Raw genomic sequence first — 13,163 nt, 5'->3', positions numbered from 1 at the left:
GCATGCGGCGAACGGATCCAACGCCAAGGCCGCGCCATTGCGGGCGCGGCCTTGGCGCGGCTTGCCGGCGAAGCGGCCTACTTGCCGAAGCTGTAGCGCATTTCCAGGTAGTACGCGCGACCGAACGCGTCGAAGTTGTACTCGTTGTAAGCCCAGCTCGTTCCGCCGTTGTACGAGGCGTCGACTGGCGGCATCTTGTTGAACACATTGTTGACCATCAGCGACAGCTCCATGCCCTCGAACGCCGTGTAAGTGATGCTGGCGTTGTGGGTGATGTGCGACGGCAGCCTGCCCGCACGCGGTGCGGCATACCGTTCTTCGTTGACCGTGGCCGCGTAGTTCGGGGTCTTGTCGAACCAACTCGCGTACCAGGTGGCCGCGAAGTCGCCGATCTTCCAGGTCAGCGAGGCATCGGCCTTGCGCTTGGGGTCTGTGCTCCAATTGGGATCGTTGAGCAGATCCTCCGGCGCATCTCCGGCATAGCGCGTGTACTTATGCCGCAGGTTTTCCGCGTAGCTGAGCAGTGTGCTGAGATCACCCCAGCGGCCGAGATCGTACCCATAGCGGAACGAGGCGGTCACCGCTTCCAGCTTTTCGTTGGCGATGTTGACCTTCGGTGTATAAATGCCGCTGATATCGCCGTCTTCATTGCGCGTGACCTGTGATGCGGCCGCCACGCACAGCGCCGAGTTGATGTCGTCGATGCCGGCGCGGCAGCGATAGTCCTGCAGGCTCAGTGCATCGTCACTCTGCTCGGTGACTTCGTTGTCGATACTCCAGTTCAAGTAATCGACGGTCAACGCCATGCGCTCTACCGGCGACCATACGAAACCGGCGCTCCACACATCGGCATTGATCGGTTTCAGGTCAAGGTTGCCGGACTGGGTGCCTCGGTACTGGCGTTGCAAGGATGCGCTTGGGCATTTGTCGGTATTGCCTGGCAGATAGCCCAGTTGGGCGCACTGGTAGTAGTCGATCACCGTGCTGTAGAAGCCGCTTAGGCCCTGGTATTGGTCGGACAGGGTCGGCGCACGGAACGCGGTGCCGTACTTGCCGCGCAGCAGCAGCGATTCCAACGGACGATACTCCAGCGCAATGCTGTAGGTCGGCTTGTCGATGGTGCGGCCGCTGGCCTTGAACGCATCGTAGCGGCCGGCCAGGGTGATGGTCAGCGGGTCGAACACCGGCATGCGCAGTTCCGAGGTCAGCGCATAGCGGTCGCGCTTGCCGCCGCCGCTCACCGAGGTCAGGCCAAACACTTCATCGTTGACGATTTCCGGCGCCGGATCGTAGTCCCACTTCTGCTTGCCGTATTCGCCGACCAATGCCAGTCCGGCATCACCGCCGGGCAGGCCGAACAGCTTGGCATTGGTCAGCTGCAGACGCAGCATGCTGTCGGAGGTCATGCTCTTGTTGGTGGCATGGCCGGTGAAGCTGGCGAACTCCTGTTGCGTGATCGGCCGATACAACGCCGCGTAATCGGGGGTGTAGGCCGGGTAGGCGTTGTCGATCGGATCCAGGCCGCGCTGTGGTCCCAGTACTTTGTCGATGAAGAACTGGTCGATCGCGCCCTTGAAACGGACGTGGTTGCGTTCTTGCAGCTTGTATTGGGTGTAGGTAGCGCCGGCGTCGTAGTCCCAGTTGGATTGGCCTAGCAGGCCTTGCGCGCCGAAGGTGACGCGCGCCGAGTCGCTCTTGTTGCGGCTCATCGTGTCCTTGATGCCGTTGATGCCCATTTCCTCCGGCGCGAAGTTACGATACAGGTTGAGCGTTTCGTTCAGGTTCGGATCGTAGTAATAGCCGAAATCCGTGCTGGTACTCCACCATATTGAATTAGCGCCGGGTTGGTATTCGACTTGGTCATGGCTGTACAGCACATCGCCATACAACTGCACATTGGCGTTGACATCGAAGGTGCCGTGCACATAAGCCTGCAGCGACTTCTGGCTTTCATCGAGCGTGCGATAGCCAGGGATGTAGTTCGATCCGCAATAGTGCTGGTCGGGCGCGCTGTTGCGCTGCTGCAGCCCATTGGTGCCGCCGAACAGGCCGGAGACATTGCCGCAGTTGGCCGGATCCAGGAACCTGTAGTCGCCGGACTTGCTGTACACCCCGAACGTGAGGCCGGCCTCCTGCGGCGAATAGCCGTGCGTGTTGTATTGCCTGGTCAGGTCGCGCTGATAGGCCCAGATGGGGTCCTTTTCTTCGTATTGCACCCCGCCCAGGATGGAGGTGCGGCCGTCGGCGGAGGTCCAGCCGTCGGCGAAGGTGGCGCGGAAGTTGCTGCCGCCGCCTTCGGAGTAGCCGCCGCCGCGGATGCTGAACACCGCGCCGTCCATCTTCTTCTTGAGGATGACGTTGATCACGCCGGCGATCGCGTCCGAGCCGTACAGCGACGACTGGCCGCCCGGCAGGATCTCGATGCGGTCGACCAGGTCGATCGGAATGCCGCTGATGTTGTTGAAGGTGTCGCTGCCGTCGTACAGCGCCGGATAGTTCGACATCGGCCGGCCGTCGATCAGGTACTTCACGTAGCCCGGTGGCAGGCCGAACAGACTGACCGTCTTCGCGCCCTGAGTGAAGGTGTTGGAACTCTGTCCGCCTTGCACGCCACCGGTCGCGAATGAACTCTTCTGCAACACGTCGGCTACCGAGTTGAAGCCGCGGGTCTTGATGTCTTCGGCGGTGATGGTGGTGACCGGCGTGGCGGTCTCGATCTCGCTCTGCGGGATCAGCGAGCCGGTGACGGTGACCTTCTCCAGGTCGGTCGCCTTGGTCTCGCTGCTGTCCTGCGCGAAGGCGCTGAACGCGACCGGGACGACCATGGCGGTCACCAGCGCCGCGCTCAGGCTGCTGCGATTGAAGTTACGTGCTTGACCTGCAGTCATCATCATCTTTTTTCAATTCCCGGGAAAACAATCATGAAGAAAAGTCAATGGATCTCGTGCCGCGACGCCTGCCTTAAGGGGGCATCCGTGAGCGGCGCAACGTACAGGAATTCAATCCCAGGTTATGCGGACCTGTCTTCGGTTTCGGGCACCGAATGCATCTGTCTCCATCCGCAAACAGATATCCGCAAACAGTTGCCTTCCGGCACGGCACGTCCGCGGCGGCTGCAGGTGTTTTCATTCTGAAGGAGTTCGCGTGGATGGGCGCCGTCCGGCAAGGTGGCCTCTGCAAATCCGGCGCGATGATGGTGCCGCTGCAGCGTAGGCGCAGAGTCGGATGCCTGGCGCAGATGCCAGCGCCGGGCAAAAAAAAGCCCACCCTTGCGGGTGGGCTTTTGCTGTCGCTTGAGGCTTTGTTACTTGCCGAACGCGTAACGCATTTCCAGGTAGTACGCGCGGCCGTATACGTCGAAGTTGTACGAGTTGTACGGCGCGCCTGAGCTGCCCGGGTAGGACGCGTCGAAGGGCGGCATCTTGTTGAATACGTTGTTCACCATCAGCGACAGCTCCATGCCCTCAAACGCCGTGTAGGTGACGCTGGCGTTATGGGTGATGTGCGACGGCAGCTTGCCGGCGCGTTCAGCTGCATAGCCATTCTTGCTGATGTTGGCCGCATAGTTCGGGGTTTTATCGAACCAGGTGGCGTACCAGGTAGTCGAGAAGTCGCCGATTTCCCATGTCAGAGAGGCGTCGGCCTTGCGCTTCGGATCCGAACTCCAGTACGGATCGTTGAGCAGGTCGACCGGTTTGTCGCCCGCGTACTGGACGTACTTGTGGCGCAGATTCTCGCTGTAGCTGACGATCGTGCTCAGATCGCCCCAGCGGCCGACGTCGTGGCCATAGTGGAATGAGGAAGTCACCGCTTCCAGTTTCTGGTTGGAGACATTGATTTTCGGCGTGTAGATGCTTACGAGGTCGCCAAACTCATCGCGCTGGACTTGCGACATTGCCTGCACGCATAGCGCGGAGTTGATGTCGTCGATACCGGCGCGGCAACGGTAGTCCTGCAGGCTCAGGCCATCCGCGCTTTGCTGGGTGACTTCATCGCTGATGTCCCAGTTGAGGTAGTCGACGGTCAGCGCCATGCGGTCGATCGGCGACCATACGAAGCCGGCGCTCCACACGTCGGCATTGATCGGCTTCAAGCCAAGATTGCCGGATTGGGTGCCGAAGTAGTGTGCACTCGAATATGCTGCTGGGCAGTCGTCCGTATTGCCCGGCAGATAGCCGCGTTGCGCGCACTGGTAGTAGTCGACCACCGAGTTGTAAAACCCGCTTTCGCCCTGGTACTGGTCCGACAGGGTCGGCGCACGGAACGCGGTGCCATATTTGCCGCGTAGCAGCAGCGACTCGATCGGGCGGTACTCCAAGCCGATGCTGTAGGTCGGCTTGTCGACGGTGGTGCCGCTAGCCTTGAACGCGTCGTAGCGACCTGCCAGGGTGATGGTCAGCGGTGCGAACACCGGCATGCGCAGTTCCGACGTCACCGCATAGCGATCGCGATCGCCGCCGCCTGCCACCGAGGTCCGGCCCCAGACCTCGCCGTTGAGGATTTCCGGCGCCGGATCGTAGTTCCACTTCTGCTTGCCGTATTCGCCGACCACGGCCAGGCCCGCATCGCCACCGGGCAGGCTGAACAGCTTGGCATTGGTCAGCTGCAGACGCAGCATGCCGTCGGAGGTCTTGCTCTTGTTGCTGACATTGCCGGTGAAGCTGGCGAAGTCTTCAAGCGTGATCGGCTGGTAGAACGCACCGTAGTTGGGCGAGTAGGCCCGATAGCCAGACACCACGCCCTGCTGCGGCCCCAGCACCCGGTCGATGAAGAACTGATCGACCGCATCCGCAAAGCGGACGGAGTTTCTTTCCTGCAATTTGTACTGGGTATAAGTCACGCCGGCTTCGTAATCCCAGTTCGACTGGCCAAGCGTGCCTTGCGCACCGAATGTGACGCGCACCGAGTCGCTCTTGTCGCGGCTCATCGTGTCGTTGAAGCCATTGATGCCGACCTCTTCCGGGGCGAACGATCGCTGCAGGTTCACCAATTGGCGCAGGCCGGTATCGTAGTAATAGCCGAAGTCCGCCGCGGTGCCCCACCACAGGAAGCTGGAGCCGGAGTGGTACTTGACTTCATCATGGCTAGACAGCACGTCGCCATACAGTTGCACATTGTCGTTTAGATCGAACGTGCCGTGCACATAGGCCTGAAGAGACTTCTGGCCGGCGTCCAGGGTTCGGTAGCCCGGCGAGTACTTCGAGCCGCAGTAGAGACCATCGCCGAAGCCGGGGCGGTTCTGTAGTTCCATCGTGCCGCCGAACAGCCCGGCAACATTCGCGCAGTTGGCTGGGTCTAGGAACTTGTAGCTGGTGGTGAGGCTATTCACCAGGAAGTCACGGCTGACCAGCTGAGCCGAATAGCCGTGCGTGTTGTATTGCCTGGTCAGGTCGCGCTGATAGGCCCAGATGGGGTCCTTCTCTTCGTATTGCACCCCGCCCAGGATGGAGGTGCGGCCGTCGGCGGAGGTCCAGCCGTCGGCGAAGGTGGCGCGGAAGTTGCTGCCGCCCCCTTCGGAGTAGCCGCCGCCGCGGATGCTGAACACCGCGCCGTCCATCTTCTTCTTGAGGATGACGTTGATCACGCCGGCGATCGCGTCCGAGCCGTACAGCGACGACTGGCCGCCCGGCAGGATCTCGATGCGGTCGACCAGGTCGATCGGGATGCCGCTGATGTTGTTGAAGGTGTCGCTGCCGTCGTACAGCGCCGGATAGTTCGACATCGGCCGGCCGTCGATCAGGTACTTCACGTAGCCCGGTGGCAGGCCGAACAGACTGACCGTCTTCGCGCCCTGAGTGAAGGTGCCGGAGCTTTGGCCGCCCTGCACGCCGCCGGTCGCGAACGAACTCTTCTGCAGCACGTCGGCCACCGAGTTGAAACCGCGGGCCTTGATGTCTTCGGCGGTGATGGTGGTGACCGGCGTGGCGGTCTCGATCTCGCTCTGCGGGATCAGCGTGCCGGTGACGGTGACCTTCTCCAGGTCGGTCGCTTTGGTCTCGCTGCTGTCCTGCGCGAAGGCGCTGAACGCGACCGGGACGACCATGGCGGTCACCAGCGCCGCGCTCAGGCGGCTGCGATTGAAGTTACGTGCTTGACCTGCAGTCATCTTTCTGTATCCCCGAAAAACCAAAAAGAAAAGGCGAGGGGGCGTCGTGCCACGACATGTGCCTTGAAATTGGGATCGCATCCATGCCGGTGGCCCAAACGTAACATGAACTTAACGCGTTCTGTCCGGGTCTGTCACGTTTTAGTGCTAGCAGCCGCGTCTGCGGCGATGTGGTAGCGAACGCCCGGCAAATGTGGCTGCAGGTGCCCGTTGCGGCCCTGCCTGCGTTGCCTTGCACCAATTTGGGGCTTGAAGACCGCGGGTAGCTGAATGGCCGTTTGGATGATTCCGGCACCTTTTCTCTCAAGCCTGGAAGCCCGCTATTTGCGCGAACGGATGCCCATGCCTGCCCCGAAAATCCGGTGTCGCTCATGCACCAACGCGGTGAGGCATCTGGCCTTAATTGGGGAACGGGCGGCGACCTGCATGCGCGTGCTCGCCGTGGATGGGTCCTGGATCATGGCCACGAGGCGATGGCAGCGCATGCGGCCGCCGTCGTTGCGGATCCGGCGCGCGCGGCGATCCGGTGTTCGAATGCGCAGCGGTGCGCGGCTCGCGTCGCATCGCCACGGCGTATGTGCGCGGCGCCAGCCCCTGTGTCACCCTTTGCCTCTTTTCGCCGAATGCAGCGCTTGGCGCGCAGGCCGGCACTACCTTTGCGAGTTCCCCATGACCGACCGCCCCCGCATTCCCGCTCACGCCGTCCAGCCCAACCTCGCGCCGCTGCCGCGGATCCGCAACGTCATCGCCATCGGTTCCGGCAAGGGCGGGGTGGGCAAGTCCACCACCGCGGTGAACCTGGCCCTGGCGCTGCAGCGCCAGGGCGCGCGGGTCGGGGTGCTGGACGCCGATGTCTATGGCCCGAGCGTGCCGGCCATGCTCGGCCTGAGCGGCCGCCCGGATAGCCCCGACAACAAGTCGATCGAGCCGATGCGCGCGTTCGGCATCGAGGCGATGTCGATCGGGCTGCTGGTGGACCAGGACACGCCGATGATCTGGCGCGGGCCGATGGCGACCTCGGCGCTGACCCAACTGTTCACCGATACGCTGTGGGACGACCTGGACTACCTGCTGATCGACCTGCCGCCGGGCACCGGCGACATCCAGCTGACCCTGGCGCAGAAGATCCCGGTGGCCGGCGCGGTGATCGTGACCACGCCGCAGGACATCGCCACGCTGGATGCGAAGAAGGCGCTGAAGATGTTCGAGAAGGTCGAGGTGCCGGTGTTGGGCATCGTCGAGAACATGGCGGTGCATACCTGTACGCAATGCGGCCATGTCGAGCACCTGTTCGGCGAAGGTGGCGGCCAGCGCATGGCGCAGCAATACGGGGTACCGCTGCTGGGATCGCTGCCGCTGGCGATCGCGATCCGTGAGCAGGGCGACGCCGGCATTCCGATCGTGGCGTCGGCCCCGGACTCGGCCGCCGCGCTGGCCTACCTGGCCACCGCGCAGCGCCTGAGCGAGGAACTGCGCAAGCGGCCGCGGGCGTCGATTCCGATTTCCGCCTCGCTGCTCTGAGCGCTGCCGCGGCCGCCGCGAACGCGCCGCGACCGGATAGAATCGCCGGTCACTGCGGCCCGCTCCGGCGTCGGCCGCGCTCCCGGCGGGCAGGTTCCGATCCACCGCCACAGGCATCAGGAAGACGTATGAGCATCAAGAGCGACCGCTGGATCCGCCGCATGTCCGAACAGCACGGCATGATCGCGCCCTACGAGCCGGGCCAGGTGAAGCAGGTCAACGGCGAGCGCATCGTCAGCTACGGCACCTCCAGCTACGGCTACGACGTGCGCTGCTCGCGCGAGTTCAAGGTGTTCACCAACATCAACTCGACCATCGTCGATCCCAAGCGCTTCGATCCCAAGAGCTTCGTGGACATCGAGGCCGATGAATGCATCATCCCGCCCAACAGCTTCGCCCTGGCGCGCACGGTGGAATTCTTCCGCATCCCGCGCGATACGCTGGTGGTGTGCCTGGGCAAGAGCACGTACGCGCGCTGCGGCATCATCGTCAATGTCACGCCGCTGGAGCCGGAGTGGGAAGGGCATGTCACTCTGGAATTCAGCAACACCACGCCGCTGCCGGCGCGCATTTACGCCAACGAAGGCGTGGCGCAGATGCTGTTCTTCCAGTCCGATGCCGACGATATCTGCCAGACCAGCTACAAGGATCGCGGCGGCAAGTATCAGGGCCAGACCGGCGTGACCCTGCCCAGGACCTGATTTTTCCCAACTGCACAAGGAGCGCGCAATGAACGACCCCAATCCCTACCAGGCGCCCGAAACGCCGCTGCCGTCGGCCCGCTGGCGCTGGACGGCGCCGAAGTGCTGGCCGGCCGCGGCGAGCGCTTCGGCGCGGCGCTGATCGACGGCGTGATCGCGCTGGCGACCTTCCTGCCGCTGGCCGCGCTCGCCGGCTATTTCGGCAAGGTCATGGCGGCGGCACGCGGTGGCGAGGCGATGTCATTGCTGGCCATGGCCGGCTATGTGGCGCTGGCGTTCGTGGTGTTCATGCTGGTGTAGGGCTATCCGCTGGCCAAGACCGAGCAGACCTGGGGCAAGAAGCTGCCGTGGATCCGCATCGCCGATCCGGAGGGCGGGCAACCTCCGCTGTGGCGGCTGATCGCGCTGCGCTACCTGCCGACTCAACTGCTGGCATTAGTGCCGATCGCAGGCAACTTCTACGCGCTGCTGGATGCGCTGTTCATCTTCCGCAGGGACAAGCGCTGGCTGCACGACCTGATCGCAGGCACCCAGGTGGTCAACGTCCGCCGTTGAGACGGGGTGCCGGCCGCCGCGCATCGGCGGCCGGCGCTGGCCCGGCTACTTGCCGCGCCCGAACAGCATGCCGACGCCGACCGCGACCAGGATCGCCGGCCACCAGGTGGCGATCAGCCGGCCCAGGCTGAGATTGGTCCAGCCCAGGTTGTTGGCCAGGAACACCAAGCCGATCACGATCAGCACGATGGCGGCGATCACATTGGATTTCATGGAGGCGCGGCTTCCGTCAAAAAGGGCGCCTATCGTAGCCGTTGCCGCCACGCCGCAACACGGGTCTGCAGGACATCGGCCGGCAGCCGCTGCGGCGTGCCGCTGCCCCACACCGGCCCGGGCCAGGCCGCGTCGCCTGGGTGGCGCCCGATCAGGTGCACGTGCAATTGGCGCACGATGTTGCCCAGTGCGCCGATGTTGAGTTTGTGCACGCCCTGCTCGCCGCGCAGCAGCTGCGAGAGCTGGTTGATCTCGGCCAGCAGCAGGCGCTGCTGGGCGCCGTCCAGGTCGATCCATTCGCTGGCGTCGGCCACGCGCGGCACCAGCAGCAGCCACGGGAAGCGCGCGTCGTCCATCAGCCGCATCTGCGACAGCGGGCCGTCGGCGACGAACGCGCTATCGGCCTGCAAGCGCGGATCGAGCGTGAAATCGGGCATCGTCGCGGCTCAGCCCAAGTGCTCGGCGAGGAAGGCGAGGCTGCGCTGGCGCGCGCTGTCGGCGCTGTCGGCGTCGTAGTGGTTCGGATCGACATGGCGGTCGAAGCCATGCCCGGCCGGATACACGTAAGTCTGCATCCGCGGCAGCTTCTCGCGATGCTGTTGCACCGCTTCCGGCGGAATGCTGCTGTCCCGCGCGCCGAAGTGGAACAGCACCGGCGCTTTCGGCGTCTCGTCGAGGAATTGGGTGTTGCGCCCGCCGTAGTAACTGACCGACGGCAGCCCCAGCCTGATCGCCGCCAGCAGCGCGACGCTTCCGCCCCAGCAATAGCCGACGGTGCCGACCTTGCCGGCCGGTGCCAGTGCCTGTGCCGCGGCCTGCACGATGTCCAGCGCCTTGTCGAAGCCGAGCGCGCCGACCAGTTCCAGGCCCTTGTTCACCCCGTCCTGGTCATAGTTCAGCTGCGCGTCCTTCTCCACCGGATCGAACAGGCCCGGCGCCAGCACTTCGTAGCCTTGCGCGGCGTAGTGGTCGGCGACCTCGCGGATGTAGGCGGTGACGCCGAAGATCTCCTGGATCAGCACCAGGCCGCCGCGCGGGGCGCCTTGCGGCAGGGCGTGCCAGGCCGCGACCTGGCCGTGCGCGGTAGCGAGGGTAGTCCAGTGGCCCATGGCGCGTTCCTGTGTCGGGGAGAGAGGCGTCGATTATCCACGCCCGGCGGATGCGGCCCGTTAACGTGATCCAGGACAGCCGGCGATGCCCGAGCGCGTGCGGTCGGTTCGGGTGCGCGCGGTTGCCGGCGTTGTTCGATGGCCCGAACTTCCCTGTGTCGTCGTGCGGTGCAGGCGCTGGCGGGCGCTCACTGCGCCGCGTAGTGCACCGACACCACCACGAAGCTGTGACGGCCGCCGGGCAGTTGCGCCTCGATCTCGTCGTCGATGCGCTTCTTCAGCAGCGCCCGCGCCAGCGGCGAATCGATGCTGATCCAGCCGCGGGCGGCATCGGTCTCGTCCGGGCCGACGATGCGGTAGCGCAGCAGCTCGCCGCTGTCGGCGTCCTCCAGCTCGACCACGGCGCCGAAGAACACGGCCTGCGGATCGGACGGCGCGGTCTCCACCACACGCAGCGCTTCCAGGCGCTTGCTCAGGTAGCGCACGCGACGGTCGATCTCGCCCAGTTGCTTCTTGCGGTAGGTGTATTCGGCGTTTTCCGAGCGGTCGCCCTCGGCCGCAGCTGCGGCCAGCGCCTTGACCACCTCCGGCCGGCGCACGCGCCACAGCTCCTCCAGCTCGGCCTTGAGCCGGGCGTGGCCTTCGGCGGTGATCAGGGCGGTGCTCTTTTCGGCAGGGGGACGCCAGCGGCTCATCGATTCGCACTGCGGTGGAGCGGGGTGGCGATGCTAGCGCGTGCGTCGGCCTGGCGCACCCATGGGCGATGACCGACGCTGGCGTGATCATCCGCAAGGACGTTTTGCCGACGCTGCTCAACGGCAACCCCGACGGCATGCTCATCGAAGCCTGCGCCGGGCTGTTGGACCAGCACGATCCACAGACCTGCATCCGCAAGGAGACCGACGAGGAAACCGGCTACCGGATCGAGAACGTGCGCAAGGTGTTCGAGGCGTTCATGAGTCCGGGCTCGGTCACCGAAAAGCTGTAGTTCTTCGTCGGCGAGTATTTCGACCGCGACAAGGTCGGCGCGTGCGGCGGGGTCGCGGCCGAGGGCGAGGGCGAGGAGATCGAGGTGCTGGAATTGCCGCTCGACACGGCGCTGGCGATGATCGAATCCGGCGCGATCGCCGACGGCAAGGCCATCATGCTGCTGCAGTACGCCAAGCTGCATGGGGTACTGGCGTAGCGCGTTTCATGTCGTCTCTTTCTGCACAATTGGCATCATCCGGATCGAATATTCTCCAGCGCGCCTGTGCCGTGCAGCGCAAGTGGTGCGCCATCGGCCACGCTCAGCGCTTGCCGCCGAAGATGCTGCCGAAGATGCCGCGCACGATCTGCTGGCCGATGCGGTTGCCGACGCTGCGCGAGGTCTGCTTGGCCATCGCTTCCAGCATGCCCTGGCGGCGCTTGGTGCCGAACACCGCGTCCTTGACCGCCTGGCCGAAGCCGCTGCCCTGCGCGTCGTCCTGCTCGCGGGTGCGTGCTGCCGGCGCGGCGGTCTTCTCGGCGACTTGCTCTACCCGGCGCGCCAGCATTTCCGCCGCCGAGTCGCGGTTGACCGCGCTGTCGTAGCGGGTGCCGACCACGCTGGCGGCGCGGACCTGCGTGCGCTCGGCGTCGGAGATCGCGCCCATCCGGCAACGCGGCGGCGCGATCAGGGTCTGCTGCACCGGCGACGGCACGCCCTTGTCCTGCAGCGTGGAGACCAGGGCTTCGCCGGTGCCGAGCTGGGAAATGGCCTTGGCCACGTCCAGCTTGGGATTGGCCACGAAGGTCTCGGCGGCGGTGCGCACCGCCTTCTGGTCGCGCGGGGTGTAGGCGCGCAGCGCGTGCTGAACGCGGTTGCCGAGCTGACCGAGGATGTTGTCCGGCACGTCGTCGGGGAACTGCGAGCAGAAGTACACGCCCACGCCCTTGGAGCGGATCAGCCGCACCACCTGCTCGATGCGCTGCACCAGCGCCGGCGGCGCGTCGTCGAACAGCAGGTGCGCCTCGTCGAACACGAAGACGAGCTTGGGCTTGTCCAGGTCGCCCACTTCCGGCATCCGCTCGAACAGCTCCGACAGCAGCCACAGCAGGAAAGTCGAGTACAGACGCGGCTTGAGCACCAGTTGCGTGGCGGCGAGGATGCCGATCACGCCGCGTCCGTCGCTGCCGACCCGCATCAGTTCGGCCAGGTCCAGCGCCGGTTCGCCGAAGAAGCTTTCGCCGCCGTCCTGCGCCAGGCGCAGCAACGCGCGCTGGATCGCCGCCACCGACGGCGCGCTGACCAAGCCGTATTCGGTGGAGATGTCCTTGCGCTGCTCCACCACCAGCGCCAGCAGCGCGCGCAGGTCGTCCAGGTCGAGCAGCAGCAGGCCGCGGTCGTCGGCCAGCTTGAACACGATGTCGAGCACCCCGGCCTGGGTGTCGTTGAGCTCCAGGATCCGCGCCAGCAGGGTCGGCCCGATCTCGCTGACGGTGGTGCGCACCGGGTGCCCGAGCTGGCCGTACAGGTCCCAGAACACCACCGGGTTGGCGGCCGGGGCGTAGTCGGCCACGCCGATATCCTTGGCGCGCTGCAGCACTTTCGCGCTGCCGTCGCCGGCCACCGCCAGCCCGGCCACATCGCCCTTCACGTCGGCCATGAACACCGGCACGCCGATCCGCGAGAAGCCCTCGGCCAGGGTCATCAGGGTCACCGTCTTGCCGGTGCCGGTGGCCCCGGCGACCAGTCCGTGGCGATTGCCCAGGCGCGGCTGCAGCAGCACCGCGATGTCGTCGGTCAGGCCTTTGCCCAGCAGGATCGGGTCCATGAACAGCTCCGCGGTGAGGTGGGCGGATTCTAGGCGTTCGCGCCGGCGCCCGCTCGCCGCGCGGGCGCCGCGGCTGCTGTTTGCCCGGCATGAGCGATGAACGAACGCCCCGCCGACGCAGTGCCGGCACCTGCCCGAACTTGCCGCGATGTGACAGCGGCGG

11 protein-coding genes and 1 pseudogene are annotated in these 13,163 nt (G+C 65.1%); 5 read left to right on the top strand and 7 right to left on the bottom strand.

All coding sequences use genetic code 11. The features are described 5' to 3' along the window. Nucleotides 1–77 precede the first annotated feature (77 nt). Nucleotides 78–2,825 carry a TonB-dependent receptor plug domain-containing protein gene (locus E4A48_RS10600; RefSeq protein ID WP_039009151.1) on the bottom strand — a complete coding sequence of 916 codons (2,748 nt, stop codon included), beginning with the start codon at nucleotides 2,823–2,825 and terminating at the stop codon, nucleotides 78–80. Between the two features lie 479 nt (nucleotides 2,826–3,304). After that, nucleotides 3,305–6,106, bottom strand: a complete 2,802-nt coding sequence (locus tag E4A48_RS10595) for a TonB-dependent receptor plug domain-containing protein (protein ID WP_409976336.1) — start codon at nucleotides 6,104–6,106, stop codon at nucleotides 3,305–3,307. A 669-nt stretch (nucleotides 6,107–6,775) separates the two neighbouring features. Here E4A48_RS10595 and apbC point away from each other — a divergent pair. The 4 genes from apbC to E4A48_RS21050 all read left to right on the top strand — a co-directional run bounded on the left by apbC (nucleotide 6,776) and on the right by E4A48_RS21050 (nucleotide 8,883). Then, on the top strand, nucleotides 6,776–7,627 hold the full coding sequence (apbC, locus tag E4A48_RS10590; protein WP_058196548.1) for an iron-sulfur cluster carrier protein ApbC: 852 nt from the start codon (nucleotides 6,776–6,778) through the stop codon (nucleotides 7,625–7,627). Nucleotides 7,628–7,755: 128 nt separating this feature from the next. Then, entirely contained in the window at nucleotides 7,756–8,328 is a 573-nt protein-coding gene (gene dcd / locus E4A48_RS10585) for a dCTP deaminase (protein WP_003475544.1), read from the top strand. 102 nt (nucleotides 8,329–8,430) lie between these two features. Next, on the top strand, nucleotides 8,431–8,628 hold the full coding sequence (locus E4A48_RS21055; RefSeq protein ID WP_235426470.1) for a hypothetical protein: 198 nt from the start codon (nucleotides 8,431–8,433) through the stop codon (nucleotides 8,626–8,628). A 9-nt stretch (nucleotides 8,629–8,637) separates the two neighbouring features. Next, nucleotides 8,638–8,883 carry an RDD family protein gene (locus E4A48_RS21050; protein WP_312845581.1) on the top strand — a complete coding sequence of 82 codons (246 nt, stop codon included), beginning with the start codon at nucleotides 8,638–8,640 and terminating at the stop codon, nucleotides 8,881–8,883. Nucleotides 8,884–8,928: 45 nt separating this feature from the next. Here E4A48_RS21050 and E4A48_RS10575 read toward each other — a convergent pair whose 3' ends face one another. The 4 genes from E4A48_RS10575 to greB form a co-directional block, all read right to left on the bottom strand. Next, complete coding sequence (locus E4A48_RS10575) at nucleotides 8,929–9,096, bottom strand: LiaI-LiaF-like domain-containing protein (protein WP_003467495.1); 168 nt, start codon at nucleotides 9,094–9,096, stop codon at nucleotides 8,929–8,931. A gap of 29 nt (nucleotides 9,097–9,125) precedes the next feature. Next, a complete protein-coding gene (locus E4A48_RS10570; RefSeq protein ID WP_039006836.1) occupies nucleotides 9,126–9,533 on the bottom strand; it encodes an HIT domain-containing protein in 408 nt (135 codons plus the stop codon). 9 nt (nucleotides 9,534–9,542) lie between these two features. Beyond that, nucleotides 9,543–10,205: a dienelactone hydrolase family protein gene (locus tag E4A48_RS10565; protein ID WP_039006834.1), complete on the bottom strand. Its 663-nt coding sequence runs from the start codon at nucleotides 10,203–10,205 to the stop codon at nucleotides 9,543–9,545. A 188-nt stretch (nucleotides 10,206–10,393) separates the two neighbouring features. Continuing rightward, nucleotides 10,394–10,900, bottom strand: coding sequence for a transcription elongation factor GreB (gene greB, locus E4A48_RS10560; protein WP_142742381.1), 507 nt, complete (start codon nucleotides 10,898–10,900; stop codon nucleotides 10,394–10,396). Nucleotides 10,901–10,998: 98 nt separating this feature from the next. Between greB and E4A48_RS10555 the strand changes: the two are divergent. After that, a pseudogene (locus tag E4A48_RS10555) lies at nucleotides 10,999–11,391 on the top strand (NUDIX domain-containing protein); the annotation flags it as partial. Between the two features lie 103 nt (nucleotides 11,392–11,494). Here E4A48_RS10555 and E4A48_RS10550 read toward each other — a convergent pair. Beyond that, nucleotides 11,495–13,000 carry a helicase HerA-like domain-containing protein gene (locus E4A48_RS10550; RefSeq protein WP_039006830.1) on the bottom strand — a complete coding sequence of 502 codons (1,506 nt, stop codon included), beginning with the start codon at nucleotides 12,998–13,000 and terminating at the stop codon, nucleotides 11,495–11,497. Nucleotides 13,001–13,163: the final 163 nt, after the last annotated feature.

This window comes from Xanthomonas translucens pv. cerealis (assembly GCF_006838285.1).
Taxonomy (GTDB): domain Bacteria; phylum Pseudomonadota; class Gammaproteobacteria; order Xanthomonadales; family Xanthomonadaceae; genus Xanthomonas_A; species Xanthomonas_A cerealis.
Note: the sequence above shows the minus strand (reverse complement) of the source record. Positions and strands in the feature narration are given on the sequence as shown.

Bases quoted from the DNA above. Each gene is read 5' to 3' on its own strand.
- E4A48_RS10575 (WP_003467495.1), bottom strand. From the start codon at position 9,096: ATGAAATCCAATGTGATCGCCGCCATCGTGCTGATCGTGATCGGCTTG.
- E4A48_RS10600 (WP_039009151.1), bottom strand. From the start codon at position 2,825: ATGGTCGTCCCGGTCGCGTTCAGCGCCTTCGCGCAGGACAGCAGCGAG.
- E4A48_RS10570 (WP_039006836.1), bottom strand. From the start codon at position 9,533: ATGCCCGATTTCACGCTCGATCCGCGCTTGCAGGCCGATAGCGCGTTC.
- E4A48_RS10595 (WP_409976336.1), bottom strand. From the start codon at position 6,106: ATGACTGCAGGTCAAGCACGTAACTTCAATCGCAGCCGCCTGAGCGCG.
- dcd (WP_003475544.1), top strand. From the start codon at position 7,756: ATGAGCATCAAGAGCGACCGCTGGATCCGCCGCATGTCCGAACAGCAC.
- greB (WP_142742381.1), bottom strand. From the start codon at position 10,900: ATGAGCCGCTGGCGTCCCCCTGCCGAAAAGAGCACCGCCCTGATCACC.
- apbC (WP_058196548.1), top strand. From the start codon at position 6,776: ATGACCGACCGCCCCCGCATTCCCGCTCACGCCGTCCAGCCCAACCTC.
- E4A48_RS10565 (WP_039006834.1), bottom strand. From the start codon at position 10,205: ATGGGCCACTGGACTACCCTCGCTACCGCGCACGGCCAGGTCGCGGCC.
- E4A48_RS10550 (WP_039006830.1), bottom strand. From the start codon at position 13,000: ATGGACCCGATCCTGCTGGGCAAAGGCCTGACCGACGACATCGCGGTG.